Origin of the sequence: Leisingera sp. ANG-DT, assembly GCF_000813785.1 — a bacterium.
Lineage (GTDB): Bacteria > Pseudomonadota > Alphaproteobacteria > Rhodobacterales > Rhodobacteraceae > Leisingera.
Map to the genome: position 1 here is coordinate 39,254 of NZ_JWLE01000030.1, position 25,847 is coordinate 65,100.

Genomic DNA, 25,847 nt, shown 5'->3' on the forward strand with positions numbered 1-25,847 from the left:
AGACAATCCGGGCCATGCGTGGCAGGTCACTGCCCGGAACGAACAAAAGGCGCGCGAGATGGCCGACACCAGCTTTATTCCCGGGCCGGAAACCGCCCGGGCCTACCGCGATGCGCTCGGCTGCTTTGGCACCGGGGTGACGGTTGTCACCACCCAGACGCCCCGCGGCCCGCTGGCCATTACCGTCAACAGCTTCACTTCAGTCTCGCTGGAGCCGCCGCTGATGCTATGGTGCCCGGCCAAGGCCTCCTTGCGCCACGATGCCTTTGTCGCGGCTGAGAACTTTGCGATTCACGTGATGGCAGAGGACCAGCTGCCGCTGGCCAAGCATTTCGCCGCTTTCGGCGAGGATTTCAGCGCCGCAGCCTGGCAGCCCAACGATCTGGGCGCGCCGGCGCTGGAGGGGGTGATCGCCCGTTTCGACTGCCGCCGCTATGCCGCCCATCCGGCAGGCGACCACACCATTGTCATCGGTGAAGTGGCCCGCGTCACCACCCGCCCGGGCAAGGGGCTGATCTTCAAGCGCGGTCTGTATGGCGGGTTTCTGGAACAGGGATAACCGGCAGCTCCGCAACAGGCAGATCCGTCCCGGCTTCATGGCGGGCTACAGGGGTGGATGCTCCAGCGGCCTTCCCCTCCGCCTCCGTCAGCAAATGCGGCAGCACCGCATAGGCGGTCAGATCCATGCCCGGTGTCATGCTCAGCGCCCGCTGCGGGCAAATGGAGACGCACAGCCCGCATTGGGTGCACAGCGATTCCACAAAATTCAGTGCTCCGGCGTTTTCAGTCAGGCTCAGCGCATCCGAGGGGCAGACCCAGACGCAGCTGTTGCAATTATTGCACAGGTCCTCCTGCAGGCTGACAGTGCCATAGGGTGCCTGCTCCGGCAGCGCCGCATGACCGGTGCTGGCCGGCAGCAGCGCGGCGGCGCTGGCCCGCGCGGTGTCCCTGCGGCTGCCCACCGCCAGCACCTCGGGCTCAACTGAGGGAAACGGCAGCAGCCGTGCCGCCAGACGCCGGTCCACGGCAGCGGCGCCGTTGAACAGCACAATCCGGCCCAATCCCCCCAGCGCGCGCACCAGGTCCACTTCCAGCCTCTGCGGCTCACGCCCCTGCGGCGCTTTGCACGCCTGCAAGTAGACAACGTCGAACCCGCAGGCCAGCGCATGCAGCAGATCAGCATGGGTGATCTTTTCAAGGCGGCACACCGCGACCGGCACTACATCGCTGTGCCCTACGCTGGCCTCTTCCAACCCTGCCGGCTCCAGCTCATACAGCACCAGGATCTGTGCCCGGCCGGTAGCCAGCTTGCGGCCATGGGCAGCCTGGCACAGCGGCATCAGCGGCAAGGCGCTGCTTCGGCTCCCCACATCCAGCAGGGCGGACCGTCCTTTGACCGCATACCTTGACCGGCATTCGGCAACTTCCGCCTGAGAGCAAAGGCATAAATGCTGCGGCCCATTGCCAGCAGGTTCATGCCGTTCAGAGATATGTCCGCACACCTCTCCCATAAGAGAAGGTTAACACAAATTTAAACAACCTGCGGATGTTTTTCCTTCAAGCCGGAATTTTGTTGCAATTTTAACCAATCCTCGGACATTTCACGCAAAACCCCGCCGGACAGGATCCGGCGGGGCTGCAAGGCTTGTTGCTGGTCCGAAGCCTTACTTCAGCGCCGCATCAGTGATGGCATGGGTCCAGGCGCCTTCCGGCTCCTTGGTGATCACCGGATCAGAGCCGCCGCCCATCAGGGTCGACACGGTGCGCTGGTAGTCCGCTTCGTCCAGCGCGCCATTGCTGCCCGCGGTCAGCTTGGCAATCTCACCCATCATACGCTTCTGGTGGGTCTCGGTCTGGGCACCCGAGGCGTCATTGTCCAGCACGATCTCCGCCGCTTCGTCCGGGTTTTCCTCGGCGTATTTCCAGCCCTTCATCGACGCGCGCACAAACCGCTCCATCTTGCCGGCAAAGGCCTCATCGCTCAGGTTCTCCTCCAGCACATACAGACCATCTTCCAGCGTCGCCACGCCCTGGTCCTCATACTTGAAGGTAATCAGCTCATCCGGCGACACACCCGCATCGATCACCTGCCAGTATTCGTTATAGGTCATGGTCGAGATACAGTCCGCCTGGCGCTGCAGCAGCGGATCGACGTTGAAACCCTGCTTCAGAACTTCCACACCGTTTTCGCTCTTACCCTCGGTGGAGATACCCAGCTGGCTCATCCAGCTCATGAAGGGGAACTCATTGCCGAAGAACCAGACACCCAGGGTGCGGTTGGCCAAATCGGCGGGTTCAGCAATGCCGGTGTCTTTCCAGCAAGTCAGCATCATGCCGGAGGATTTGAACGGCTGGGCGATATTGACAAGCGGCAGGCCCTTTTCCCGAGCGGCCAGAGCGGCAGGCATCCATTCCACCGTCACATCGGCGCCGCCGCCGGCAATCACCTGGGTCGGCGCGATATCCGGGCCGCCCGGCAGGATGGTGACATTCAGGTCCTCTTCCTCATAGAACCCCTTGTCCAGCGCCACATAATAGCCCGCGAACTGCGCTTGGGTCACCCACTTCAGCTGCAGCGTCACGTCATCCGCCGCCTGCGCCGCCCCCGCGGCCCCCATCATCAGCGCTGCCGCCGTCATCAGATGTTTCATGTCTCGTTCTCCCTATTGATTATGATGTGAAGCTTGCCCGGGTTTGACCATTCGTTCAAAGTTTTTTCTTTATGAGGCCGGCCTTTGACGGCACCTCGCGCAAGATTTCCGCAAAAACCGCCCCGCAGCCGGCGGGACGGTTCAACTTTCAGCCCCGCTGTGATGGGTGCCAGAAGGTAAAGCTCTTCTCGATCAGCGCCACCAGCCCGTAGAAGGCAGACCCCGCCAGCGCCGCCACCACGATCTCCGCCCAGACCATATCCAGCGCCAGCTGGCCGACGCTGGTGGAAATGCGGAACCCCATGCCGACGGTGGGCGAACCAAAGAACTCCGCCACAATCGCGCCGATCAGCGCCAGCGTGGTGGAAATCTTGAGCCCGTTGAACACAAACGGCAGCGCCGCCGGCAGCCGCAGCTTGAAAAACGCCTGCCAGTAGGTCGCCGCATAAGTCTGCATCAGATCGCGCTGCATAGCCGAAGTCTCGCGCAGCCCCGCCACTGTGTTCACCAGCATCGGAAAGAACACCATGACCACGACCACCGCGGCCTTGGAGTGCCAGTCAAAGCCGAACCACATCACCAGGATCGGCGCGGTGCCGACAATCGGCAGCGCCGCCACGAAGTTCCCGACCGGCAGCAGCCCGCGGCGCAGGAAATCGCTGCGGTCGACCAGGATCGCGGTCAAAAACGCCGCGCCGCAACCGATCAGGTAACCGCCAAGCGCGCCTTTCAGGATGGTCTGGGCAAAGTCCTCCCACAGGATCGGCAGGCTGGAGGCAAAGCGCGCCGCAATAACCGTCGGCGCCGGCAGGATCACCAGCGACACCGCCAGCCCCCTGACCAGCAGTTCCCAGACCACCAGCACGGTGATGCCAAAGATCGCAGGCACCAGCAGTTGCACCGCCCGGGTCTTCGAGGCCGGGCTGTTTGCCAGCCGGCTGTTCAGCCACCAGCCCAGACACCAGACAAGGATTGCAAGGATCACCAGTATCATGCCCGCACCCCCATCCGGTTCAAGACAACCTTCTCGATCAGGCCCAGAAGCGCCACCAGCGCCGCCGCCAGGATCGCCGCGGCAAACAGCGCCGACCAGATCTGCACGGTCTGCCCGTAGTAGCTGCCCGCCAGCAGCCGCGCGCCAAGACCCGCAACCGCACCGGTCGGCAGCTCACCCACGATGGCCCCGACCAGCGAGGCGGCAATGCCGATCTTCAGCGAGGCAAACAAGTATGGCATGGAGGACGGCAGCCGAAGCTTCCAGAACCCCTGGTTCGTGTTGGCGTTGTAGGTTTTCAGCAGATCCAGCTGCATCGCATCCGGCGCCCGAAGCCCCTTCACCATGCCGACAACCACCGGGAAGAAGCTGAGGTAGGCCGAGATCACCGCCTTCGGGATAATCCCCTGCACCCCGATGGAATAGAGCACCACGATGATCATCGGCGCCAGCGCGATGATCGGGATGGTCTGGCTGACAATCGCCCAGGGCATCACCGACATATCCATCACCCTGCTGTGCACGATGCCCACCGCCAGCAAAATGCCAAGGCCGGTACCGATGGCAAAGCCCAGCAGCGTGGCGCTCAGCGTTACCTGTGCATGATAGATCAGGCTGCGCTTGGAGGTGATCTTCTTCTCCACCGTGGTCTCCCACAGCTCCACCGCCACCTGATGCGGCGCGGGCAGCCTCGGGCGCTCCTGCACCCAGGTGTCGCCGATGGCAAATGTGTTCTGCGCCACCAGCCCGATCTCACCCCTGTCCCGGCGCTCCTTGGCGGTGGCGGGGGTGACTTCGACCCCTGCCCGCTCCGCCTGATCCAGCACGCCCTTGATGTTCATCGGCACGCAGGCCGCATACCAGAAGGCGATGATGGCGGCGAGCACGGTGAGGACGGCAACAAGGCTTTTCATGGTTGTGTTTCCTTCCGCCACTCGATCACCGTTCGCGCCGAACGATAAAGGTACACGACACCGAGCAACCCGAAGACCAGAGCACCAAAGTACTCTCCATCTGCCAACCGGGTTGTTACAAGGAATATTGAGCCTGCAATGAGGAGCCCCCAAAAGAGTAGGCTCCAAATTCTTTTTTGGCGCTCCAGCTTGGTCTGCGCTCCTGCCCAAGCCTCAGGTTCACCCCCCGGCGCATTTTGATTTTTCTCATCCATCTGCAACTGCCTCCCTTATCCGGCAGCTGCCCGGTGCACAGGGGGTGTACAGGCGGTGCACGCATGTCACGCCCCAATTCCGGCGGGACCGGCTGGCGAACTCAGTCATCGCCATGCCCCGCCCGCAGCCCCTCGCGCACCCGGTGGGCAATCTCGATGAACTCCGGGCTGTCCCGGATATCCAGCGGCCTTTCCTTGGGGAGCGTACTGTCGATCACATCATGGATCCGGCCCGGCCGCGGCGACATCACCACGATCTTGGTGGACAGATACACCGCCTCGGGGATCGAGTGGGTGACAAAGCCGATGGTCTTGTTGGTCCGCGCCCAGAGCTTCAAGAGCTGCTCATTCAGGTGGTCGCGCACGATCTCGTCCAGCGCCCCGAAAGGTTCATCCATCAACAGGATGTCAGCGTCAAACGCGAGCGCCCGCGCGATGCTGGCCCGCTGCTGCATACCGCCGGACAACTGCCACGGAAACTTACCGCCGAAGCCTGACAATTCAACAAGTTCCAGCACTTGGTTAACGCGCTTTTCCTGCTCCGCCTTGGAGTATCCCATGATCTCCAGCGGCAGCTTGATGTTCTTGGCGATGGTGCGCCAGGGGTAAAGCCCAGCCGCCTGAAACACATAGCCATAAGCCCGGTTACGACGCGCCTCATCCGGGGTCATGCCATTCACGGACAGGCTGCCGCCGGTCGGCGTTTCCAGCGCCGCAATACAGCGCAGAAACGTGGTCTTGCCGCAGCCCGACGGGCCGATGAAGGAGACAAAGTCGCCCTTGTTGATCTCCAGGCTGACATCTTTCAGCGCGTGCACCGGGCCATCGTTGGTCTGGAAGGTCAGGTCCAGGTTCCGGGCCTCGATCACACAGTTCGCGGGGGCTGGTGCGGAAGCGGCGGCCTCGGGTCGGATTGCCTGGGTGGTCGGTTCCATATTCATATCTTCGCCTTGATTTCACACAGGAAAACGGGCCGCCGATACCGGCAGCCCGCTCCTGATTTACACGCCTGTTGCCGGGATGCCGGTGCGTTCCACCGGGCGCGGCGAGGTCAACTCTTTCCAGGTCGACAGCGCCTTGTTCACCGTGGTGTTGGCCTCGCGCGAAACGAACTTGCCATGGCCTTCCTGGCAGCGGATCTCACCGTCATGCACCGCCACATGGCCGCGGGTCAGGGTAAAGCGCGGCAGGCCCTTCACCTCATGGCCCTCGAACACGTTGTAGTCGATCGAGGACTGCTGAGTTCCGGCCGAAATCGTCTTGCGCTTTTCCGGGTCCCAGACCACCAGATCGGCATCGGCGCCGACCAGAACCGCGCCCTTTTTCGGGTAGCAATTCAGGATCTTGGCGATGTTTGTTGAGGTCACGGCGACAAACTCGTTCGGGGTCAGACGGCCGGTCTCCACACCGTGGGTCCACAGCATCGGCATCCGGTCCTCAAGGCCGCCGGTGCCGTTCGGGATCTTGGTGAAATCGCCGACGCCATAGCGCTTCTGCTCGGTGGTAAAGGCGCAGTGATCCGTTGCCACCACCGACAGCGAACCCGACTGCAAACCGGCCCACAGGCTGTCCTGATGCTGTTTGTTGCGGAACGGGGGCGACATCACCCGGCGGGCGGCGTGGTCCCAATCCTTGTTGAAGTATTCGCTCTCATCCAGGGTCAGATGCTGGATCAGCGGCTCGCCCCAGACCCGCTTGCCCTGCATGCGGGCGCGGCGGATGGCCTCGTGGCTGTCCTCGCAGGAGGTATGCACAACATAAAGCGGTACGCCCGCCATGTCGGCGATCATAATGGCCCGGTTGGTCGCTTCACCCTCCACCTGCGGCGGCCGGGAATAGGCATGCGCCTCGGGTCCATTATTGCCTTGTGCCAAGAGCTTAGCGGACAGTTCTGCCACCACATCGCCGTTTTCAGCATGCACCATGGCGATGCCGCCCAGTTCCGCCAGCCGCTGGAACGACGCATAAAGTTCATCATCATTCACCATCAGCGCGCCCTTGTAGGCCATGAAGTGCTTGAAGGTGTTGATGCCCCGTTCCTGAATCACGGTCTTGATGTCGTCAAAGACCTGCTCCCCCCACCAGGTGACAGCCATATGGAAGGAATAATCGCAGTTGGCGCGGGTGGATTTATTGTCCCAGCGCTTCAGAGCGTCCAGCAGGCTCTCACCCGGGTTGGGCAGTGCAAAATCCACCACCATCGTGGTGCCGCCCGCCAGCCCGGCGCGGGTGCCGGACTCGAAATCGTCCGAACTGTAGGTGCCCATGAAGGGCATCTCCAGGTGCGTATGCGGATCAATCCCGCCCGGCATCACATAGCAGCCGGTGGCGTCCAGCTCCTCTTCGCCTTTCAGGTTCGGGCCAATCTGAGTGATCACCCCGTTCTCGATCAGCACATCGGCCTTATAGGTCAGATCGGCGGTCACGATGGTGCCGTTCCGGATGACTTTACTCATGGTTACAACTCCCTGAATCGGGGCGCATTTTAACGCCTCCATTTGTCTCGTTGCTGTCTTTCGCAGCTTATTTCATCTTTCCCGAAGTACTCCGGGGCAGCGGCCCAAAAGGCCGCGGGGGCAGCGCCCCCTACTCAACGATCTCCGCTGTCTCGACCACCGCGTGGAACAGCACGTTGGCGCCAGCCTCGGCCCAATCCTTGCTGATCTCCTCAGCCTCGTTGTGGCTAAGGCCATCGACACAGGGGCACATCACCATCGCGGTCGGCGCCACCCGGTTGATCCAGCAGGCGTCGTGACCCGCGCCAGAAATGATATTGAGATGGGAATAGCCCAGCCGTTCCGCCGCGCTGCGCACCGCGCTGACACAGCCCTCGTCAAAGGCCACGGGGTCAAAGCCGCCTACCTTTTCGAATTCGATTTCCACTCCCATCGTCTCGGCAATCTGGGTGCCCTTTTCGCGCAGACGGTTTTCCATGTCGGTGATCACGTCCAGTTCCGGGCTGCGGAAATCGACGGTGAAGACCACCTTGCCCGGGATCACGTTGCGCGAGTTCGGGTAGACGTCGATGTGGCCCGCGGCCCCCACGGCATGGGGCGCGTGGCTCCAGGCGATCTCGTCTACCGCTTCCAGTACCCGCGCCATCGCCAGGCCAGCATTGCGGCGCATGGGCATCGGGGTAGAACCGGTATGGGCGTCCTTGCCGGTGATCGTCACCTGCGTCCAGCTGAGGCCCTGGCCGTGGGTCACCACGCCGATGTCCTTGCCTTCCGCCTCCAGGATCGGGCCCTGCTCGATGTGCAGCTCAAAGAACGCGTGCATCTTGCGGGCGCCGGTCTCCTCCTCGCCGCGCCATCCGATGCGCTTCAGCTCATCGCCGAATTTCTTTCCCTCGGCGTCCTCACGCTCATAGGCCCAATCCTGGGTGTGCACGCCGGCAAACACGCCCGATGACAGCATGGCCGGCGCATAGCGGGTGCCTTCCTCGTTGGTGAAGTTGGTGGCCACAATCGGGTGCTTGGTCTTGATGTTCATGTCGTTGAGCGAGCGGATCAGCTCCAGCCCCGCCAGCACCCCCAGCACTCCATCGTATTTGCCGCCGGTCGGCTGGGTATCCAGATGCGAACCAACATAAACCGGCAGCGCATCCGGGTCGGTGCCCGCGCGCACCGCAAACATGTTGCCCATCTGATCGAGCCCCATGGTACAGCCCGCGGCCTCGCACCATTTCTGGAAAAGCGCGCGGCCCTCGCCATCTTCATCGGTCAGCGTCTGGCGGTTGTTGCCGCCCGCAACGCCGGGGCCGATCTTGGCCATCTCCATCAGGCTGTCCCACAGCCTGTCCCCGTCAATTTTCAGATTCTGTCCAAGCGACGTCATCAAGAGCTTCCTTCCCTGTGCGCCCATCTTTGCAGGCTTTCCGGCTTGGCGCCGTGTTAGGTGGCTTTGAGTGCCGGTCCCATCAAAGCTGAGGATTGTGCCCCTGTCTTTGATTTGACCAACTGGTCAAACTCACGCTATCACGGGTTCACCACCAGTCAAGAAATTGCCGCGTGGCTCTTGAAAAAATCGGTGCTTTTGCCGGAAATAGGTGAAATTCCGCGCTTCCGCTGGCGGCTGCGGCAAAATCAGACAAGGACGGACATGCCCGCAGACCGCGCGCCTACCCGCATTCAGAAAAAGAATCGCGCCGCTATCTTGGAGGCCGCGCTGGATGTCTTTTCCAGCCACGGTTTCCGCGGCTCCACCGTGGACCAGATCGCCAAGGCGGCAGGGCTCAGCAAGCCGAACTTGCTTTATTACTTTCCCTCCAAGGAAGCGATCTTCAATGAGCTGATGGCGGGGCTTCTGGACACCTGGCTGGACCCTCTCAGGGCGCTGGACCCGGAAGGGGAGCCACTGGAGGAGATCCTCGCCTATGTGCAGCGCAAGCTGCAGATGAGCCGCGACTTCCCCCGTGAAAGCCGGCTTTATGCCAATGAAATCGTGCAGGGCGCGCCGCGTCTGCATGACGTGATCGCGGCGGATCTTAATGTGCTGGTCGAGGAAAAGGCGCAGCTGCTGCAGGGATGGATGGATGCCGGCAGGATCAACCGCGCACACCCCAAGCATCTGTTGTTTTCAATCTGGTCGCTGACCCAGCATTATGCGGATTTTGACGCCCAGGTACGGACCTTGATGGGGGACGAAGACCCTTTTGACGCCGCGCCGCAGTACCTGGAAACCCTGTACCGTCGTATGCTTACGCCGAAAAGCTGAAGCAGCCGACCGCAGCAACTCCGCTGGCCAGCCTAGCTGCCTGCACCGGAACCAAATCCAACAAAAAAGCCCCGGCCAAAAAGCCGGGGCGCAAAGTCAACGGGGAGACCGCGCGCCCGCTTGGGCGCGTTTCAGTTATTCCGCAGCTGTTGCCGACGGATTATTCGGATGCGTGGTCCAGTTCGCATAGTCGCCTGAAACCACCTCACCAGTGCGCTCGTCGATCTGGCCTGCGGGAACCTCGACCATTGTGATGCAGTTTTCGACCGGGCAGACGTTCACACAGAGATTGCAGGCGACGCATTCGTCGTCCTTCACCGTGAACACCCGGTCCTCGCTCATCGCGATTGCCTGGTGCGAGGTGTCCTCGCAGGCCGCATAGCAGCGGCCGCATTTGATGCAGTCGTCCTGGCTGATCTTCGCCTTGGTGACATAGTTCAAGTCCAGATACTGCCAGTCGGTCACATTCGGGACCGCCATGCCGATGAAATCCTGGGTGGAGGTATAACCCTTCTCGTCCATCCAAGTAGACAGGCCGGAAATCATCTCCTTCACCACGTTGAAGCCATAGGTCATTGCGGCGGTGCAGACCTGCACGTTGCCCGCGCCCAGTGCCATGAATTCAGCCGCGTCGCGCCAGGTGGTGACACCGCCGATAGCAGAGATCGGCAACCCGTGGGTCTGCGGGTCGCGGGCGATTTCGGCGACCATGTTCAGCGCAATCGGCTTCACCGCCGGTCCGCAATAGCCGCCGTGGGTGCCCTTGCCGCCGATGGTCGGTTCCGGCGCCATGCTGTCGAGGTCCACCGAAGTGATGGAGTTGATGGTGTTGATCAGGCTGACCGCATCCGCATTGCCCGCATTTGCTGCTCGGGCCGGGTTGCGGATGTCAGTGATATTCGGCGTCAGCTTCACGATCACCGGCTTGGAGTAGTATTTCTTGCACCACTCGGTGACCATCTGGATGTATTCCGGCACCTGCCCCACGGCGGAGCCCATGCCGCGCTCGGCCATGCCGTGCGGGCAGCCGAAGTTCAGCTCTATCCCGTCAGCGCCGGTGGCTTCCACCTGCGGCAGAATGTCTTTCCAGGCCTGCTCCTCGCAGGGCACCATGATCGAGACGATCACGGCGCGGTCCGGATAGTCCTTCTTGACCCGGGTGATCTCCTCCAGGTTGGTCTGCAGCGGCCGGTCGGTGATCAGCTCGATATTGTTGAGGCCCAAGAGACGGCGGTCGGCGCCCCAGATTGCGCCATAGCGCGGGCCGTTCACATTGACCACCGGCGGGCCTTCGGCACCCAGCGTTTTCCAGACCACGCCGCCCCAGCCGGCCTCGAAGGCGCGGCGGACGTTGTATTCCTTGTCGGTCGGCGGCGCGGAGGCCAGCCAGAACGGGTTGGGGGATTTAATACCCAGAAATTCTGTTGTCAGATCAGCCATTTGATCTCTCCTCTTAAGGCTAGCTTGGGTGCAGTGGAACTGCTCCCGAGCTGGCTCAGCCCATCAGGCTGGAGTGAATGTCCATTGCAGCGTCACGGCCCTCGGCCACGGCGGTCACGGTCAGGTCCTCGCCGCCAGAAGCGCAATCGCCCCCGGCCCAGACACCAGCCATCGAGGTGCGGCCCGTGTCACTGACCTTGATCTTGCGCCCCTCAAGCTCCAGCGCATCCGGCTGGCCCTCCAAGGTTTGGCCGATGGCCTTGAACACCTGATCCGCGGCCAAACGCACGGTCTCGCCGGTGCCGGACACCTTGCCGTCGGTGACGTCAGTATACTCCAATTCGATCTCAGCTGCTGCGCCATTGCCAAGTACCGCCTTGGGCATGACGTTGAACATCAGCTTGACACCCTTGGAGGCTGCCAGATCCTGTTCAAAGCGGCTGGCGCCCATGTCCTCGCGGCCACGGCGGTAGGCGATGGTGACGTTTTCGGCGCCCAGCAGCTTGGACTGCACCGCGGCGTCTACCGCGGTCATGCCGCCGCCGATCACCACCACATTGCGGCCCACCGGCAGCGCGGTCAGATCTTCGGCCTGGCGCAGTTCCGCAATGAACTCCACCGCGTCGCGCACGCCGTCCTTGTCCTCGCCCGGCGAACGCAGAGCGTTTACGCCGGCCAGACCGATCGACAGAAAAACCGCGTCATAGCCGGAGGTCAGCCCGTCCAGCGACAGTTCCTCGCCCAGCTTCTTGCCGTAATCCATTGTAATGCCGCCGATTTGCAGCAGCCAGTCGACCTCTCGCGCGGCGAAGTCATTGGTGGATTTATAGGCCGCGATGCCAAACTCGTTGAGCCCGCCCGCCTTGGTCTTGGCATCGTAAACCACCACGTCGTGGCCCAGCATCGCCAGCCGGTGGGCAGCAGCCAGGCCCGCGGGGCCGGCGCCAACCACGGCGATCTTCTTGCCGGTGGTAGCCGCGCGGGTGAACGGATGCGCGCCCTTCTCCATCAGCGTGTCGGTGGCATAGCGCTGCAAGCGGCCAATCTCGACCGGCTTGCCCTCGGCGGTTTCGCGCACGCAAACCTCTTCACACAGGGTTTCCGTCGGGCAAACCCGGGCGCACATACCGCCGAGGATGTTCTGCTCCAGAATGGTCTTGGCCGCGCTTTCAGGGTGGCCAGCCTGGATCTCCCGGATGAACTGGGGAATGTCGATGCTGGTCGGACAGGCTGTCATGCAGGGCGCGTCATAGCAGAAATAGCAGCGGTCCGCCGCCACGGCTGCTTCATGCGCGTCATAGGCTGGATGCAGGTCCGAGAAATTCTCGGCAATGCCGGCAGCGTCAAGCCGCGCTGCCTGAATGCCGGATGCCTGATGGCTGGTCGCCATTGGGTGTCTCCCTGATTTTCTGTTGTTCTTGCTATCAGAGTGCCACAGTCTGATTTTTTATCAACTGGTAAAATTTTTTCGCGGGCAAAAAAATTGCCGCCCCTGGAGGAACGGCCTGCAACAGATTGGAAAAGCGTGTTTTTGCCTGGAAGTAATTCGGCCAAATTGCGCCTGAAGCCTCCCCCAGACATGCCGAAACTGCGGTTCCCCCCTCAAAAGCGCCTTTGGTCAGGCCTTACGGCAGCCATTCAGACCCTTGAAAGCATCGCTCCGGCACCCCGCGAAATCTCAGGATGGCAGCACTGCAGTGGCTTCGATTTCCACTTTGGCCTCATCTTCAACCAGGGCGGAAACCACCACCATGGTCATAGCCGGGAAGTGATAGCCCATCACCGCGCGGTAGGCTTTCCCGACCTCCGACTGGTGGGCCAAGTACTCCGCCTTGTCCGTCACATACCAAGTGAGCCGGGTGATATCCCCGGCAGTGCCGCCCGCGGTTTCAACCACCTCAAGGATGTTGCGCAGGGCCTGGCTCATCTGGCCGATGAAGTCCTCCGCCTCGAACACCTGATCTGCGGTCCAGCCGATCTGGCCGCCGACGAACAGCTGCCGGCCTTCTGCCACCATGCCGTTGGCATAGCCTTTTGCGGGCTTCCACCCTTCGGGATGCACGCTGATGGCCGGCATGGCGGTACTCCTTTGCTGATCATTGCCTGGGCCGACCATAGCGCCGCCGCGGCATTTATTTCAAGCTTAAAATTTCTTAGAGCCAACACCGCAAAAACAAAAGCCGCGCAGGTCCGGGACCTGCGCGGCTTGGCATTTCAACGTGGCAGCGCGGCTTACATGCCGAGCGCTTCTTTATACATTTCCAGCACCGCCTCTTCTTCGGCGATGTCGTTCTCGTCGCGCTTGCGCAGGGCGATGATCTTGCGCATCACCTTGGTGTCATAGCCGCGGCCCTTGGCCTCGGCCATCACCTCTTTCTGCTGCTCGGCAATGGTTTTCTTCTCTTCGTCGAGCCGCTCGAACCGCTCAATGAACTGGCGCAGTTCGCCAGCGGTCACGCGGTAGTTTTCGCTCTTTTCGTCTTCTGTGATGTCCATCTGCGGCTCCGTCGGCAAAGGCTGTCAGTTGCTGTCGGAGCAAGGGGATAGCGCCCTGCCCGCCGCGCCGCAAGACGGGAAAGCGGCGGAGGCTCACTGAGCGGCGAAAACCGGCAACGGTCCCGTGCGATCAGGGCTGAAACGCTTGCACGTGCAATGCGGATCGGCTAGCCGCGTCGCATCAAGACCTCTGCAGGAGCACCCAAATGTTCGATTTGATCGTCTGGACCGGAGCCGCCGTATCTGTTGCCGGCCTGCTGGGGCTGATCTGGTGCATCATCAAGGTCGCACAAGCCCGCCGCCAGAAACTGGACGACGAGGCGCTGCGCGCCGTGGTGCAATCGGTGCTGCCCTACAATCTGGGCGCCCTGCTTCTGTCCGTGCTAGGGCTGATGCTGGTGATGGTGGGCATCTTCCTGGGCTGACGCCCTCTGCCGCCCGCACCTGGCTTGTGTTCAAACCGGCACGTTGTCGAACATCTCCTCAACTGCTTCTTCGCACAGGGTCGCCTCCAGACGGCGCAGGCGTCCGGGAACCTCGGCACCAGTCTTGCGCATGTAGTCCAGCAGACGGATGAATTCCGGCCGCATGGCCAGCCTAGCAGCGCCGCTTTCCTTGCGGATCCGGGTTTCCAGGCTCTCGACGGTGCTGAGCAGATCTTCACGTGTCATAGCAGTCCTCCCTGTCTCATGATGAGGTTATCCCGGTATTTCACAACAGGCGTATGAATACCTGCGCCATTTGAGCATTCTGCCGCTTATTTACGCAGTTTTACCGGTCTTCTGGTGGTTTTTGCGGCCTCCCGACAGCGCAGAAAGCTTACCGCAGCGCAGCATTCCGGCGCCTTGACTTAAATCAGATGGAAGTGATGATTCAGCAGCCTTTCAATCCCGCCAACTGGCAGGCTTGAAACACATTCTTAAATTGTTATATGAATTGCGAACCCAAGGGAGAGCACCTCATGACCCCCGCCGTCAAAGCCTTTTTCGACGAAACAACCAATACCGTTTCCTACGTGGTGCGCGAACCCGAAGGGTCCGCCTGCGCGATCATTGATTCGGTCCTGGATTACGACCAGGCGGCGGGGCGCACCTGTACTGCATCAGCGGACGCAGTCATTGACTGGATTAAATCCGAAAACCTGCGCGTCGAATGGATTCTGGAAAGCCATGTCCACGCCGATCACCTGTCCGCGGCGCCCTATTTGCAGGATCAGCTTGGCGGCAAGATCGGTATCGGCGACCAGATCACGGTGATTCAGGACACTTTTGGCAAAGTGTTCAACGAAGGCACTGAATTCCAGCGCGATGGCAGCCAATTCGACAAGCTGTTCCGCGAGAGCGACAGCTTTATGATCGGGCAAATGCGCGGCGAGGTGCTGCATACGCCAGGCCACACGCCGGCCTGCCTCACCTATGTGATCGGCGATGCGGCCTTTGTCGGCGATACGCTGTTCATGCCGGACTTTGGCACGGCCCGTTGCGATTTTCCTGGGGGGTCCTCTGCCGATCTCTACAACTCGATCCAGAAGATCCTGGCCCTGCCGGACAGCACCCGCGTGTTTGTCGGCCACGACTACAAAGCCCCTGGGCGGGATGACTATGCCTGGGAGACCACGGTGGGCGAGCAGAAGGCGCTGAACGTGCATATCGGGGCCGGCCGCAGCATCGAGGAGTTTGTCGAGATGCGCGACGCCCGTGACGCAACGCTGGGCATGCCGCGCCTGATCCTGCCGTCGCTGCAAGTCAACATGCGCGCAGGCCAGATGCCGGAGCCGGATGAACAGGGCGACGTGTTCCTGAAGATCCCGGTCAACAAGATTTAGGCAGGCAAGCAGGAGCAAACGGATGGAAGCGGATTGGATCTGGGGACTGGGCGGCGGGCTGCTGATTGGCCTCGGCGGCGCGGTGTTCCTGCTGGGCAACGGACGTATCATGGGCGCCAGCGGCATCCTGGGCGGGCTTCTGGATGGCAGCGGCCGCTCCAACGCAGCTGAGCGTATCGCCTTCATCGGCGGCGTCGTGCTGGTGCCGTTTCTGATCGCACTTTCTACCGGACATGCACCGGATACCCGCGTCACGAGCAATGCTGCGGTGCTGATTGGCGCGGGGCTGCTAGTGGGCATCGGGACACGCATTGCCAATGGCTGCACCTCCGGCCACGGGGTTTGCGGTATCTCCCGTCTGTCTCTGCGCGGAATCGCGGCAACCGCTGTTTTCATGCTGGCAGGCATTTTGACACTGGCGGTTCTGCGCCAAATCCTGGGGGTGATCTGATGCTGCGTATTCTTCTGGCGCTTTTCGCTGGCGGGCTGTTCGGCAACGGGCTTATGCTCTCAGGGATGACCGACACCGCCAAAGTGCAGGGCTGGCTGGATATATTTGGCAACTGGGATCCCACGCTGGCATTCGTGATGGGCGGCGCACTGCTGCCGATGGCCTTGGCCTGGCGGCTGACACAGGGGCGCCGGCCCGCGGCTGGTGGCAGCTTCCCTGCCGCGCCGCACACCGAACTGGACAGGCGGCTGGTGCTGGGCTCCGTGCTGTTTGGAGCGGGTTGGGGACTGGCAGGCCTTTGCCCCGGCCCCGCCATGGCTTCGCTCAGCTACAACGGATGGCAGGGGATGCTATTCTTTGCAGCCATGGCCTGCGGCATGTTGGCAGCGCCCAGGCTCAGCCGGCATCTGGACCGTGCGGTTGCAAACGCGTAAAGACTAAGGCCATGGATGCACGCGTAATCACCCCCCGATATTCAGTCTCGCCGCAGATCTCTGCCGAGGACATGTCTGCCATTGCAGATGCCGGCTACAAGACGGTGATCTGCAACCGCCCGGACGAGGAAGTGCCGCCCAGCCACCAGGCCGAGGCGATCCGTGCCGCCGCTGAGGCCGCAGGGCTGCGGTTCGAGGTGCTGCCGCTGACCCATCAGACCATGACTCCGGATAATGTTGCGCTGCAGAGGGAACTGTACGAGGGCTGCGAAGGCCCTGTGCTGGCCTATTGCGCCTCCGGCACGCGCTGTTCGGTGGTCTGGGCGCTGAGCCAGGCCTGCGACATGGCTGCCGACGACATCCTGCAGAAAACCCAGGCTGCGGGGTATCAGCTGGATGGGCTGCGTCCGGCGCTGGAATCACTGGCAAGCAACTGAGCGCGGGCAGCTGATCTGCTCCAAGACGCGCTGCAGCCTGCCCGGCGGGGCAATTGATTGGGCATGCATCGAAGGCAGCAGTTCAAGCAGCGCAAAGGAAGTGAATCCTGAGACACTAAACAAGGCGCTGCCACGCTGTTTCAGCCAGGTTCACAAACCCGCTTGATCCCGCAAGCCGTTGATGGCCGGGGGAAAACTGGTATCGCAGGCGCCCAATTTTTCGGCTGTTCCAAACAAGGGGCTGGCCGCTGCCTTCAGCGCCTCAGCTTTCAGGCAGAGCGCCATCGAATCCGGCGAGCTGGGATATTTCATCCATATCCCCGGCCGCGAAATCGCCAAGATCACCGGCGGGGAAATCTGGCAGTTCGGGAAGATCAGGCAAATCGGTCAAGCCGCCGTCAAGCCCGTCCATGCTCATCGCGCCTTCACCTTCGAGCATGGGCATGCCCATCGGATCGGCCCCACCATCGAGGCCGCTGCCCAGATCACCGCCAAGCCCGCCGCCGAAACCTGCGTCCAGACCGTCACCAGCGCCTGCGTCCAGCGCTGAACCCTCCAGCCCCGGCCCAGCATCAAGCGCGGGCAGGCCCATGTCATCCATCGGATCCTGCAGCCCTTGGGCAGCAATCCCCATATCCATTTCCAGTGCTGGCGCCGGTTCCGGCATCGTTTCCATGCCGCCGCCTTCGGAAAATGCGGCCGCTTCAGCGCCGCCGTTACGCGGCTGGCTGTTTCTGGGCGGGTTCAGACGCACAGCCCGCGAGCCGTTCATCTGGCCAAGACGCCCCTGTGCAACCGGTTTGCCGCCAATGGTCAGCAGATCCGTTTCATAGAGAAAGGCCGAATCCAACGGGATGCTGTCGCCAATCTTGAGGCTGGCAAACTGCTGCACCGGCACGCGCATCTTGCACAGCACCGCTGTCAGCTCCGCACGGATCGAATCAAGGCTGGCGCCAAGCGACGGGCCATTGGCGCTGCCCTGGCCGTCTTGCAGTTCTTCCGCAGTTGGTTCTGGCAGGATCAGCTTCATCACGCCCTGCATGGCACCGCAGGCGAGATCCAGGTTCAGTTCGATTACCCGGTAGTCATCGGCCTCCATCCCCAGCACCAGGCTGCGAACGTTTTCGACCTGAGCACCGAAGCGGTAGCCGGAAAACAGGGACTGGTCCGTCTGACCGTCCAGCATAGCCACAACTTTGGCAAAGCTGCGCTCCAGGAAATCGGCCGTCATTGCCGCGTCGGTCGGTGTGTAGTGACGTTCAGACGGTGCCTTGCCGATCACCGCCCCGATGGTCTGCTGCTGGATCAGCGCCGTAACAGTAGCCGCATCCATGCTGGCAGCCCCCAGCCGCCCCTGCGGGCAGTCCAGCACCACCAGCAAATCCTTGTCGGATAGCTGATCGGCCAGGTCCTCGGACATCCGGTTGGACTGGCGCGCGGCCAGCACCGCCATCGGCAGATTGCAGAGATCCGCAGCCGCGCGCGCAACCGAACGGCGCAACGCCTTCAGGGTCAGGGAACTGGAGAGTCCCCCGGCGCCTTCCTTGGTCGCCGCCAGCTTACGTGCAAGCACACTTTGCCTGCCGCTGCCTGCCTCTGCTGCTTCTGTCTCAGACATAGGCTGTTTAACCTGCCCCTTGCGCGTCCCGTTTCCCCGGTTTTAACCGAAAGGGGGTTAACAACTTCTGTATTCCGGCGCTGGTTATGCAGCCTTTTCACCTGCAGCGGGCAGAGAAACCCGGAAAGCGCCGCCGCCGTGTCCAGGCAGATAGGAGACATCACCGCCCAGCCGCTGCATGACCTCGCGGCAGATCGCCAAGCCCAGGCCGGCACCGCCTGCCCGTTCCGGGCTGACCCGCGCAAATTTCTCGAAAATCATCTGCTGGGCGTCCGCTGGCACACCACTTCCATTGTCAAAGAAATCAACATGAAGCCGCCCGCCGGACATCGAGGCGGAGACAGACAGCTCCGGCTGCTCCGCGTCGCAATACTTCTGGGCATTGGCAATCAGATTGATGAACACCTGCGCCAGCCTGTCTAGATCGGAGGTCAGGCGAAACCCTTCCGCCTCCGGGCGGCGGCGGACCCGCAGCGGCTGATCCGACCCTGCCAGAGCGGCAGCAACAGCATGATCCAGCACTTCGGACAGGGTGCCGGCGGTAATGTTTAGGCTGACCTGCCCGCTTTCGAGCACACTAAGATCGAGCAGGTCATTCAAGAGCCGCGTCAGACGCAGTGTTTCATCATGAATGATTCCCGCATAGCGGCGCTGCTCCTGCGCATCGAGCTGCCCGGCATCCCGCAGGATCTCGGAGAATGCCCGGATTGAAGTCATGGGCGTGCGCAACTCATGGCTTACCTGGCTCAGGAAGGCATCCTTCTGTTCTGAAATCTGAGTAAGCTTCTCGTTTGTTTCCCTAAGCTTACGCGCTGTTGCCGACAATTCCGCCGATTGCGCCTCTAGACGGCTGGAATATTCCAGCATCTGTGCTGTCTCATCCGCCACCGCCAGCAGATCGGCAACCGAAACCGATGAGCCGCCGGCAATCTGGCCGATCATCGCATGCGCCGCAGCCGCCCCGATGGAGGCGCTGAGCTCCCGTTCCAGCCGTTCAAGAAAGGCGGGCGTCGGCTCTGGCAGCGGCCCTCGGCCGCCCTGGCGCATCCGCTCGCGCTGGAAGAACGCCTGCGCCTCCGTTGCGCCAAGAATCCGCTGCGACATGATCATCAGATCCTCGCATTGCGCCACCGAACCGGTCCAGCCGCGCGGACCCGCTGAATGGTCGAAGACATTGACGAACTGCGCCCCCTGCAGCCGCTCCAGCGGGCTAGGGAAGCTCATCAGCGAGACCAGGCAGAACACCATTGCATTGAGGCTCATCGACCACATCACCGCATGCACTGTGGGATCGAGGCCCTCGATCCCGAACAGCGCCTCGGGACGCAGCCAGCTGAGACCGAACAAGCCGTATCGCAAAATGTGCTCCGGCAGCAGCCCGCCGCCCAAGGCCGGCAGCAGCATGGTATAAAGCCAGATTGCAAACCCCACTGTCAGCCCCGCAAGCGCGCCGCTGCGGGTGGCGCCGCGCCAGAACAGGCCGCCCACCAGCGCGGGCAGCAACTGCGCCACCCCTGCAAAGGAAATGAGGCCAATGGCCGCCAGCGCCGCGGCGCCCCCGGAGAGGTGGTAATAGAAATACCCCAGCGCCATGATCGCCGCGATCGACACCCGCCGCGACAGCAGCACCACATCGCGCACATCGCCCGATACGGACGCCTGCCGGTTTTGCAGCCGCAGCCAGACCGGCATCACGATGTGGTTCGACACCATCGTCGACAGCGCCATTGCCGCCACGATCACCATGGAGGTGGCCGAGGAAAACCCGCCCAGGAAGGACAGCATCGCCAGCCCCTGCTGGCCTTGCTGCAACGGTACCGTAAGGACAAACATGTCGGGGTTCGACCCGGCAGGCAAAAGGTCCAGCCCGACAACGGCAATCGGCACCACGAACATCGAGATCAGCAGCAGGTACAGCGGAAAGGCCCAGGACGCGATGCGCAGGTGGCGCTCATCCTCATTCTCCACCACCATCACCTGGAACATCCGCGGCAGGCAGATGAAGGCCGCAGCAGCCAGGAAGGTGATCGTGGCCCAGCGGCTGCCATCGACATTCCACTGCCCGATCTGGGAGGCGTCGATGCGCGCCAGCGTTTCGCCGATGCCGCCGGCAATACCCCAGACAACAAAGATCCCCACCGCCAGCAGCGCGGCCAGTTTGACAATCGCCTCCAGCGCAACCGCGGTTACCACACCGTGGTGGCGCTCATTGGCATTGAGGTTGCGGGTGCCGAACAGGATCGCAAACACCGCCAGCCCCGCAGCAACCCAGAACACGATGGAGGTTTCGTTATACCCCCGCAGCGGGTCGGCCTCTGCAAAGATTGCAAAGGACAAGGTAACGGATTGCAATTGCAGTGAAATATACGGGGTGACGCCAATCACCGCCAGTATGGTCACCCCGGCGGCCAGCAGGTTCGACTTGCCATAGCGCGAGGACAGGAGGTCAGCGATTGAGGTGATCCGCTGGCTGCGCCCGATCCGCACCAGCTTGCGCAACCCCCACCACCAGCAGATCATCACCAGGGACGGGCCCAGGTAGATGGTCACGAACTCCAGCCCGGACCGCGCCGCATAGCCAACTGCGCCGTAAAAAGTCCAGGCAGTGCAGTAGATTGACAGCGACAGCGTGTAGATCAGCGGCGAACGCATCCAGGCCGCGCTCTTGCCCCGCGTTGCCATGCGGTCAGCCCAGAAAGCGATGAAGAACAGAAAGGCCACGTAGGCCAAACAAACGAAGGCAAGAACGTTGAGGGAGGCCATTAGCTGCCTGCCTCTCTGCCAGCGGGCTGCTCTGGGGAGCTTGTCCCGTCCGGTCCGCCGCCGGTCCAGTGGTCGGCCCACCGCTGCACCGCCAGGCTGAATACAAAACAGGCGGCGATCAGCCCGATCCAGACCGCAAAGATATAGATAATGGCCGACGACATGCTGACCCCTCCGCGTGCCGCTGGATGGGCCGAAGCCTCGGGCCACAGCAGCGGCAGCGCCAGCAACAGGGCGCCGATCAGCGGCAGCAGCCGGGAAATGTCCATCAGCCGGCGGCGGCGGTAGGTCTGGCGCTCTGTCCGGGTCCCTGCCTGTTCTTCGCCGCTTCCTAGCGCCATGGCGCCCTTATCCCTGTCCGGCCTGGGCATGCAGGTCGCGGACCGCAGTAAGAACCTCGGCGTTGGAGAACGGTTTGGTCATAAAGCGGGTGACGCCTGCCTTTTCTGCCATTTCGCGGTCGCGCATCTGGCCGCGGGCGGTCAGCATCAGGACCGGCAAGGCCTGCATGCCCTCTAACGCGCGCAGTTCGCGCACGATTTCCAGCCCGCTTTTGCCCGGCAGCATCAGATCCAGTATCACCAGGTCCGGACCCGCATCCCGGATCACCTCGACCGCGGTTGCACCATCGGTGTGCGCATCCACGCTCCAGCCGTCGCGCATCAGCAGAAACCGGATCGCCTCGGTGATGTTCGGTTCGTCTTCAATCAGAACAACATGCCTGCCCATCAGCAGAATTTCCTCCCGGCGCGGTCCTGCGGCCTGCTCGGCCCGGACACGCGGTTATTTTTCCGCAGGTTAGCCCCCTGCCCGCATGAGTGTCAAAACTCTTCCTTAAGGATCGAAGGTTCGCGCCGCGCCGGGCAGGCTTGGCGCGGGCAGATCCGGCAGCTGGCTCCCACCGGCTGCGGATCCTCGGCGTCCTTGGCCCCGGGCAGAATCAGCATCACTGCCCGGTACAGGGGGTCCTCACCAAAGTCCGGCTGTTTCTGCATCCAGGCCGTGGCCATGCAATCAAACGCCGCGGCATTGCGCCCGTGCTGCACCACATTGCGCCGGACCGGCACATTGGGGTTCACCAAAGCAGTATAAAGCGGCCAAAGCGGGCATGAAGCACCGAAGCGCGGCATCGCAAAGCCGGTCACCGGCTTGCGGAACAACAGCGTGCCGGAGGCATCGCAGATCACCAGCCCGGCCTCCTGGCTAAGCACCTCCTCCGGCAGCGCCGCGAGGCGGCGCAACACCACAGGCAGCCCGCAATTGAACCGGCCCGCCAAAGCAACCGGGTTTATGCCGCTTGCGGAAATCTCTTGTTCCAGAGCTTGCAGGGGCATCGCACGCGCGTCGGACTGGTATTGCTCCAGCGCTGCCTGGGCGAGGCTGCGGGCCGCCTCGCCGGTCAGGTCCGGCTCGTCCCGCACCAAATCCTCGGGCGTGGCAGAGCCGTCTTCAAGGGCTGGGAAATGAAAACCGCAGCCCTTGAAAAATGCCTCGGCCTCCTCCTGCGGCATGCCGCGCCGGTCCGCGCCACTGCCGTCCTCATCGAGAAAGCTGACCAGCGCCCGGCTGCTTTCGGACAGGCGCAGCGAGTCCTGGTTGAGGTTTTTATGGAACCGGTCCCGCCATTCCGGTTCCAGCTCACCGGTTTCCGCAAGGATCGAAGCGGTGGAGCGGATCGCAGCAGCGGTCGACAGCACCTCATGCACCGAGGCTGCCAGGTTGGGGTCATGGGTCAGCCTGTCAGACAGGGTTTCCACCGTGCGCTCCAGCGTGGCGATGCGGCGGTGCCCTGCTGCCAGAACCTCAGCCCAGCCCGGAAAGCGGCCCGCAAATTCATCGACCCGGTCCAGTTCTGCCACCGGCACCCCGCTGTCTGCCGCCGCCTCCCGCAGGGTGGAGATCAGCGCCGCTTCCGCCCCCTCGCTCAGCATCGAGGGCTCGACCCCCAGCACACCTGCAATCCCGACCAGCAGCTTGCCGCCGATTCTGCGCCGGTTGTGCTCAATCAGGTTGAGGTATGAGGCCGAGATCCCCGCCTCCCGCGCCAGTTCGGCCTGGCGCATGCCCAGGATCAGCCTGCGCTCGCGGATTCGGCTGCCGGTCAGGGTATCGCGTGCCATGATGGCGGGCCTCCCAAAACACTTCCATTTCAACGGCTTTCTGCAACGCAAAATAACTTTGTTTACAGATGGCCGAAACTTATTGTTCAGTTCTTTACAGAATTTTCAAGCAGTAAAAGGGTTTTATTGCCTGAGTTTACATGTGCCTCTCATACTGATTTTGCACGCAAAGTGCTGGTACCGCGCAGAAGTGAGGAGCTGCAAGGCACCAATCATATCAGGGAGGAATACATGTCTAAATTTGACGCATCGCGCCGCAGAGTCCTTAAGACCGGCGCAATTGCAGGCGCCGGCGTGGCGCTGCCAACGATCTTTACCGCCTCTTCCGCCGCGGCATTCACCAACGAGCCGACCGGCGGAACTGTTACTCTTGGCTTCAACGTGCCCCAGACCGGCCCGTATGCCGACGAAGGCGCTGACGAGCTGCGCGCTTATGAGCTTGCGGTTGAGCACCTGAACGGCGGCGGCGACGGCGGCATGATGAACACCTTCAGCTCCAAGGCGCTGCAGGGCAACGGCATCCTGGGCAAGAAGGTCGAGTATGTCACCGGCGACACCCAGACCAAGTCCGACGCTGCCCGTGCCTCTGCCAAGTCGATGATCGAGAAGGACGGCGCGGTGATGATCACCGGCGGCTCCTCTTCCGGTGTGGCGATTGCCGTGCAGGGCCTCTGCCAGGAGGCAGGCGTGATCTTCATGGCTGGCCTGACCCACTCCAACGACACCACCGGCAAGGACAAGAAGGCCAACGGTTTCCGCCATTTCTTCAACGGCTACATGTCCGGCGCGGCACTGGCACCGGTGCTGAAGAACCTCTATGGCACCGACCGCACCGCCTATCACCTGACCGCAGACTACACCTGGGGCTGGACCCAGGAGGAATCGATTGCAGCCGCCACCGAGGCGCTGGGATGGCAGACCGTGAACAAGGTCCGCACCCCGCTGGCTGCAACTGACTTCTCCTCCTACATCGCCCCGGTGCTGAACTCCGGCGCCGACGTGCTGGTGCTGAACCACTACGGCGGCAACATGGTGAACTCGCTGACCAATGCGGTGCAGTTCGGCCTGCGCGACAAGGTGGTGAACGGCAAGAACTTTGAAATCGTGGTGCCGCTCTACTCCCGCCTGATGGCCAAGGGCGCCGGCGAGAACGTCAAGGGCATCCACGGCTCCACCAACTGGCACTGGACGCTGCAAGATGAAGGCTCCAAAGCTTTCGTGAAATCCTTCGGCACCAAATACGGCTTCCCGCCGAGCCAGGCCGCGCACACCTGTTATGTGCAGACCCTGCTTTATGCGGATGCAGTGGAGCGCGCCGGCAGCTTCAACCCCTGCGCAGTTGCCGAAGCCCTGGAAGGCTTTGAGTTCGACGGCATGGGCAACGGCCCGACCCTCTACCGCGCCGAAGACCATCAGTGCTTCAAGGATGTTCTGGTGGTGCGCGGCAAGGAAAACCCGACCTCGGAATTCGACCTTCTGGAAGTGGTCGAAGTCACCCCGCGGGCACAGGTGGAATACGCACCGGATCACCCGATGTTCGCCGGCGGCAACCTGGGCGCCTGCAACCCGGGCGCATAAGCCAGCCACAGGGCACCGGAATTACCTTTGATTCCCGGGCTGGAGTCCGCACTGGACTCCGGCAGCCCCAACCGGCCCGTCCGCTCCCCCGCCGGACGGGCCTTCCCCAACCTGACGCACGGTGGGACCCATGGACGCCATTCTCCTGCAAATCCTGAACGGGCTAGACAAAGGCTCGGCCTATGCGCTGATCGCGCTGGGTTTGACACTCATCTTCGGCACGCTGGGCGTGGTGAACTTTGCCCATGGGGCGCTGTTCATGATCGGCGCCTTCTGCGCCGTCACCCTGCAGCGCATCCTGAACCTCAGCTTCGAACTCGTAGACGAAACCCAAACGGACTTTCTGGGCAACCCGCTCAAAGTGAAAACCCCCTATGTGGAGGCCTGGTTCGGCCCCGACATCGGCGGCAGCATCATCGACTGGGCGGTACCTTTGGCGATCCTCTTTGCGATCCCGATCATGATCGGCGTCGGCTATGTGATGGAGCGCGGGCTGATCAAACATTTCTACAAGCGCCCCCACGCCGACCAGATCCTGGTGACCTTTGGCCTCGCCATCGTGCTGCAGGAAGTGGTGAAGTACTTCTACGGCGCCAACCCGATCCAGACCCCGGCCCCGGATGCCCTGAACGGCGTTGTGAACCTGGGAGCCGCCATCGGCATGGACATCGTCTATCCGGTCTGGCGCGTGGTCTACTTCTTCTTTGCGGTGCTGATCATCGGCGGCATCTTCAGCTTCCTGCAGTTCACCACCTTCGGCATGGTGGTGCGGGCCGGCATGGCAGACCGCGAAACCGTGGGCCTCTTGGGCATCAACATCGACCGCCGCTTCACCATCATGTTCGGCATCGCCGCCGCTGTCGCCGGCCTCGCGGGCGTCATGTACACGCCAATCAATTCCCCCAACTACCACATGGGCATGGACTTCCTGGTCCTCAGCTTCGTGGTCGTGGTTGTCGGCGGCATGGGCTCGCTGCCCGGCGCGGTGCTGGCGGGTTTCCTGCTGGGCGTGCTCGAAAGCTTTGCCTCGATGAACGAGGTCAAATCGCTGCTGCCCGGCATCGATCAGATCATCATCTATGTGGTCGCAATCATCATTCTGCTGACCCGGCCGCGGGGCCTGATGGGCCGCAAAGGCGTGATGGAGGAATAAGAC

The 25,847-nt window shown here is 62.2% G+C and carries 27 protein-coding genes; 9 read left to right on the plus strand and 18 right to left on the minus strand.

The features are described from left to right. Positions 1-58 precede the first annotated feature (58 nt). Positions 59-559, plus strand: coding sequence for a flavin reductase family protein (locus tag RA21_RS18945; protein ID WP_019295873.1), 501 nt, complete (start codon positions 59-61; stop codon positions 557-559). Here RA21_RS18945 and RA21_RS18950 read toward each other — a convergent pair. The 8 genes from RA21_RS18950 to RA21_RS18980 all read right to left on the minus strand — a co-directional run bounded on the left by RA21_RS18950 (position 519) and on the right by RA21_RS18980 (position 8,650). Then, positions 519-1,340 carry an ATP-binding protein gene (locus RA21_RS18950; protein ID WP_237754561.1) on the minus strand — a complete coding sequence of 274 codons (822 nt, stop codon included), beginning with the start codon at positions 1,338-1,340 and terminating at the stop codon, positions 519-521. The two genes, RA21_RS18945 and RA21_RS18950, sit on opposite strands and share 41 nt — an antisense overlap. 324 nt (positions 1,341-1,664) lie before the next feature. After that, positions 1,665-2,651, minus strand: a complete 987-nt coding sequence (locus tag RA21_RS18955) for an ABC transporter substrate-binding protein (protein ID WP_019295871.1) — start codon at positions 2,649-2,651, stop codon at positions 1,665-1,667. A gap of 148 nt (positions 2,652-2,799) precedes the next feature. Next, positions 2,800-3,645 carry an ABC transporter permease gene (locus tag RA21_RS18960; RefSeq protein ID WP_019295870.1) on the minus strand — a complete coding sequence of 282 codons (846 nt, stop codon included), beginning with the start codon at positions 3,643-3,645 and terminating at the stop codon, positions 2,800-2,802. Beyond that, positions 3,642-4,559: an ABC transporter permease gene (locus tag RA21_RS18965; RefSeq protein WP_039151869.1), complete on the minus strand. Its 918-nt coding sequence runs from the start codon at positions 4,557-4,559 to the stop codon at positions 3,642-3,644. Before RA21_RS18965 ends, RA21_RS18960 begins: the two co-directional genes overlap by 4 nt. After that, positions 4,556-4,813, minus strand: coding sequence for a hypothetical protein (locus tag RA21_RS22700; RefSeq protein WP_039169821.1), 258 nt, complete (start codon positions 4,811-4,813; stop codon positions 4,556-4,558). Before RA21_RS22700 ends, RA21_RS18965 begins: the two co-directional genes overlap by 4 nt. 101 nt (positions 4,814-4,914) lie before the next feature. After that, positions 4,915-5,754, minus strand: coding sequence for an ABC transporter ATP-binding protein (locus RA21_RS18970; RefSeq protein ID WP_019295868.1), 840 nt, complete (start codon positions 5,752-5,754; stop codon positions 4,915-4,917). Between the two features lie 60 nt (positions 5,755-5,814). Further along, a complete protein-coding gene (hydA, locus tag RA21_RS18975) occupies positions 5,815-7,269 on the minus strand; it encodes a dihydropyrimidinase (protein ID WP_039151822.1) in 1,455 nt (484 codons plus the stop codon). Positions 7,270-7,399: 130 nt separating this feature from the next. Then, positions 7,400-8,650: a Zn-dependent hydrolase gene (locus RA21_RS18980; protein WP_039151824.1), complete on the minus strand. Its 1,251-nt coding sequence runs from the start codon at positions 8,648-8,650 to the stop codon at positions 7,400-7,402. Between the two features lie 264 nt (positions 8,651-8,914). On the opposite strand from RA21_RS18980, the gene RA21_RS18985 reads away from it, so the two are divergent. Next, the gene (locus tag RA21_RS18985; RefSeq protein WP_029204781.1) at positions 8,915-9,529 is read left to right on the plus strand and encodes a TetR family transcriptional regulator C-terminal domain-containing protein; all 615 of its coding nucleotides are present in this window, start codon (positions 8,915-8,917) and stop codon (positions 9,527-9,529) included. A 135-nt stretch (positions 9,530-9,664) separates the two neighbouring features. On the opposite strand, the gene preA is transcribed toward RA21_RS18985, so the two are convergent. From preA to RA21_RS19005, 4 genes are all read right to left on the minus strand, one after another. Continuing rightward, positions 9,665-10,969 (minus strand): NAD-dependent dihydropyrimidine dehydrogenase subunit PreA, encoded by a 1,305-nt coding sequence (gene preA / locus RA21_RS18990; RefSeq protein ID WP_019295864.1) that lies wholly within the window; start codon positions 10,967-10,969, stop codon positions 9,665-9,667. 55 nt (positions 10,970-11,024) lie between these two features. After that, the gene (locus RA21_RS18995) at positions 11,025-12,359 is read right to left on the minus strand and encodes an NAD(P)-dependent oxidoreductase (protein WP_039151826.1); all 1,335 of its coding nucleotides are present in this window, start codon (positions 12,357-12,359) and stop codon (positions 11,025-11,027) included. 288 nt (positions 12,360-12,647) lie between these two features. After that, positions 12,648-13,046 (minus strand): RidA family protein, encoded by a 399-nt coding sequence (locus tag RA21_RS19000; protein WP_039151871.1) that lies wholly within the window; start codon positions 13,044-13,046, stop codon positions 12,648-12,650. A 155-nt stretch (positions 13,047-13,201) separates the two neighbouring features. Then, entirely contained in the window at positions 13,202-13,465 is a 264-nt protein-coding gene (locus RA21_RS19005; protein WP_008553759.1) for a DUF2312 domain-containing protein, read from the minus strand. Between the two features lie 206 nt (positions 13,466-13,671). Between RA21_RS19005 and RA21_RS19010 the strand changes: the two genes are divergently transcribed. Further along, positions 13,672-13,890, plus strand: coding sequence for a hypothetical protein (locus RA21_RS19010; protein ID WP_019295861.1), 219 nt, complete (start codon positions 13,672-13,674; stop codon positions 13,888-13,890). A 30-nt stretch (positions 13,891-13,920) separates the two neighbouring features. Here the strand turns inward: RA21_RS19010 and RA21_RS19015 are convergent, their stop codons facing one another. After that, positions 13,921-14,136 (minus strand): hypothetical protein, encoded by a 216-nt coding sequence (locus RA21_RS19015; protein WP_019295860.1) that lies wholly within the window; start codon positions 14,134-14,136, stop codon positions 13,921-13,923. A gap of 290 nt (positions 14,137-14,426) precedes the next feature. Between RA21_RS19015 and RA21_RS19020 the strand changes: the two genes are divergently transcribed. The 4 genes from RA21_RS19020 to RA21_RS19035 are packed head-to-tail and all read left to right on the plus strand — an operon-like array spanning position 14,427 to position 16,612. Beyond that, positions 14,427-15,290, plus strand: a complete 864-nt coding sequence (locus tag RA21_RS19020; RefSeq protein ID WP_039151828.1) for an MBL fold metallo-hydrolase — start codon at positions 14,427-14,429, stop codon at positions 15,288-15,290. A gap of 22 nt (positions 15,291-15,312) precedes the next feature. After that, positions 15,313-15,741 carry a YeeE/YedE family protein gene (locus RA21_RS19025; protein ID WP_019295858.1) on the plus strand — a complete coding sequence of 143 codons (429 nt, stop codon included), beginning with the start codon at positions 15,313-15,315 and terminating at the stop codon, positions 15,739-15,741. Next, entirely contained in the window at positions 15,741-16,175 is a 435-nt protein-coding gene (locus RA21_RS19030) for a DUF6691 family protein (RefSeq protein ID WP_193748095.1), read from the plus strand. Before RA21_RS19025 ends, RA21_RS19030 begins: the two co-directional genes overlap by 1 nt. Positions 16,176-16,186: 11 nt before the next feature. After that, the gene (locus RA21_RS19035) at positions 16,187-16,612 is read left to right on the plus strand and encodes a TIGR01244 family sulfur transferase (protein ID WP_039151830.1); all 426 of its coding nucleotides are present in this window, start codon (positions 16,187-16,189) and stop codon (positions 16,610-16,612) included. 262 nt (positions 16,613-16,874) lie between these two features. Here the strand turns inward: RA21_RS19035 and RA21_RS19040 are convergent, their stop codons facing one another. From RA21_RS19040 to RA21_RS19060, 5 genes are all read right to left on the minus strand, one after another. Then, the gene (locus tag RA21_RS19040; RefSeq protein WP_039151831.1) at positions 16,875-18,230 is read right to left on the minus strand and encodes a FliM/FliN family flagellar motor C-terminal domain-containing protein; all 1,356 of its coding nucleotides are present in this window, start codon (positions 18,228-18,230) and stop codon (positions 16,875-16,877) included. 84 nt (positions 18,231-18,314) lie between these two features. After that, a complete protein-coding gene (locus RA21_RS19045; RefSeq protein ID WP_039151833.1) occupies positions 18,315-20,993 on the minus strand; it encodes an ATP-binding protein in 2,679 nt (892 codons plus the stop codon). Continuing rightward, complete coding sequence (locus RA21_RS19050; RefSeq protein ID WP_019295852.1) at positions 20,993-21,334, minus strand: hypothetical protein; 342 nt, start codon at positions 21,332-21,334, stop codon at positions 20,993-20,995. Before RA21_RS19050 ends, RA21_RS19045 begins: the two co-directional genes overlap by 1 nt. 7 nt (positions 21,335-21,341) lie before the next feature. Beyond that, positions 21,342-21,722, minus strand: a complete 381-nt coding sequence (locus RA21_RS19055; protein WP_019295851.1) for a response regulator transcription factor — start codon at positions 21,720-21,722, stop codon at positions 21,342-21,344. A gap of 92 nt (positions 21,723-21,814) precedes the next feature. Continuing rightward, positions 21,815-23,113 (minus strand): helix-turn-helix domain-containing protein, encoded by a 1,299-nt coding sequence (locus tag RA21_RS19060; RefSeq protein ID WP_039151835.1) that lies wholly within the window; start codon positions 23,111-23,113, stop codon positions 21,815-21,817. Positions 23,114-23,344: 231 nt separating this feature from the next. Here RA21_RS19060 and RA21_RS19065 point away from each other — a divergent pair, with 231 nt between their 5' ends. After that, positions 23,345-24,691 carry a substrate-binding protein gene (locus tag RA21_RS19065; RefSeq protein WP_019295849.1) on the plus strand — a complete coding sequence of 449 codons (1,347 nt, stop codon included), beginning with the start codon at positions 23,345-23,347 and terminating at the stop codon, positions 24,689-24,691. Between the two features lie 130 nt (positions 24,692-24,821). Further along, entirely contained in the window at positions 24,822-25,844 is a 1,023-nt protein-coding gene (locus RA21_RS19070) for a branched-chain amino acid ABC transporter permease (protein ID WP_019295848.1), read from the plus strand. Positions 25,845-25,847: the final 3 nt, after the last annotated feature.

Coding starts and splice junctions, on each gene's coding strand:
- RA21_RS19065 (WP_019295849.1), top strand. CDS start 23,345: ATGTCTAAATTTGACGCATCGCGCCGCAGAGTCCTTAAGACCGGCGCA.
- RA21_RS19055 (WP_019295851.1), bottom strand. CDS start 21,722: ATGGGCAGGCATGTTGTTCTGATTGAAGACGAACCGAACATCACCGAG.
- RA21_RS18945 (WP_019295873.1), top strand. CDS start 59: ATGGCCGACACCAGCTTTATTCCCGGGCCGGAAACCGCCCGGGCCTAC.
- RA21_RS19005 (WP_008553759.1), bottom strand. CDS start 13,465: ATGGACATCACAGAAGACGAAAAGAGCGAAAACTACCGCGTGACCGCT.
- RA21_RS19010 (WP_019295861.1), top strand. CDS start 13,672: ATGTTCGATTTGATCGTCTGGACCGGAGCCGCCGTATCTGTTGCCGGC.
- RA21_RS18970 (WP_019295868.1), bottom strand. CDS start 5,754: ATGAATATGGAACCGACCACCCAGGCAATCCGACCCGAGGCCGCCGCT.
- RA21_RS19035 (WP_039151830.1), top strand. CDS start 16,187: ATGGATGCACGCGTAATCACCCCCCGATATTCAGTCTCGCCGCAGATC.
- RA21_RS19020 (WP_039151828.1), top strand. CDS start 14,427: ATGACCCCCGCCGTCAAAGCCTTTTTCGACGAAACAACCAATACCGTT.
- RA21_RS18965 (WP_039151869.1), bottom strand. CDS start 4,559: ATGAAAAGCCTTGTTGCCGTCCTCACCGTGCTCGCCGCCATCATCGCC.
- hydA (WP_039151822.1), bottom strand. CDS start 7,269: ATGAGTAAAGTCATCCGGAACGGCACCATCGTGACCGCCGATCTGACC.
- RA21_RS19040 (WP_039151831.1), bottom strand. CDS start 18,230: ATGTCTGAGACAGAAGCAGCAGAGGCAGGCAGCGGCAGGCAAAGTGTG.
- RA21_RS19050 (WP_019295852.1), bottom strand. CDS start 21,334: ATGGCGCTAGGAAGCGGCGAAGAACAGGCAGGGACCCGGACAGAGCGC.
- RA21_RS22700 (WP_039169821.1), bottom strand. CDS start 4,813: ATGGATGAGAAAAATCAAAATGCGCCGGGGGGTGAACCTGAGGCTTGG.
- RA21_RS18980 (WP_039151824.1), bottom strand. CDS start 8,650: ATGACGTCGCTTGGACAGAATCTGAAAATTGACGGGGACAGGCTGTGG.
- RA21_RS19000 (WP_039151871.1), bottom strand. CDS start 13,046: ATGCCGGCCATCAGCGTGCATCCCGAAGGGTGGAAGCCCGCAAAAGGC.
- RA21_RS19070 (WP_019295848.1), top strand. CDS start 24,822: ATGGACGCCATTCTCCTGCAAATCCTGAACGGGCTAGACAAAGGCTCG.
- RA21_RS19045 (WP_039151833.1), bottom strand. CDS start 20,993: ATGGCCTCCCTCAACGTTCTTGCCTTCGTTTGTTTGGCCTACGTGGCC.
- RA21_RS19030 (WP_193748095.1), top strand. CDS start 15,741: ATGCTGCGTATTCTTCTGGCGCTTTTCGCTGGCGGGCTGTTCGGCAAC.
- RA21_RS18985 (WP_029204781.1), top strand. CDS start 8,915: ATGCCCGCAGACCGCGCGCCTACCCGCATTCAGAAAAAGAATCGCGCC.
- RA21_RS19060 (WP_039151835.1), bottom strand. CDS start 23,113: ATGGCACGCGATACCCTGACCGGCAGCCGAATCCGCGAGCGCAGGCTG.
- RA21_RS18955 (WP_019295871.1), bottom strand. CDS start 2,651: ATGAAACATCTGATGACGGCGGCAGCGCTGATGATGGGGGCCGCGGGG.
- RA21_RS19025 (WP_019295858.1), top strand. CDS start 15,313: ATGGAAGCGGATTGGATCTGGGGACTGGGCGGCGGGCTGCTGATTGGC.
- RA21_RS18995 (WP_039151826.1), bottom strand. CDS start 12,359: ATGGCGACCAGCCATCAGGCATCCGGCATTCAGGCAGCGCGGCTTGAC.
- RA21_RS19015 (WP_019295860.1), bottom strand. CDS start 14,136: ATGACACGTGAAGATCTGCTCAGCACCGTCGAGAGCCTGGAAACCCGG.
- RA21_RS18960 (WP_019295870.1), bottom strand. CDS start 3,645: ATGATACTGGTGATCCTTGCAATCCTTGTCTGGTGTCTGGGCTGGTGG.
- preA (WP_019295864.1), bottom strand. CDS start 10,969: ATGGCTGATCTGACAACAGAATTTCTGGGTATTAAATCCCCCAACCCG.
- RA21_RS18950 (WP_237754561.1), bottom strand. CDS start 1,340: ATGCCGCTGTGCCAGGCTGCCCATGGCCGCAAGCTGGCTACCGGCCGG.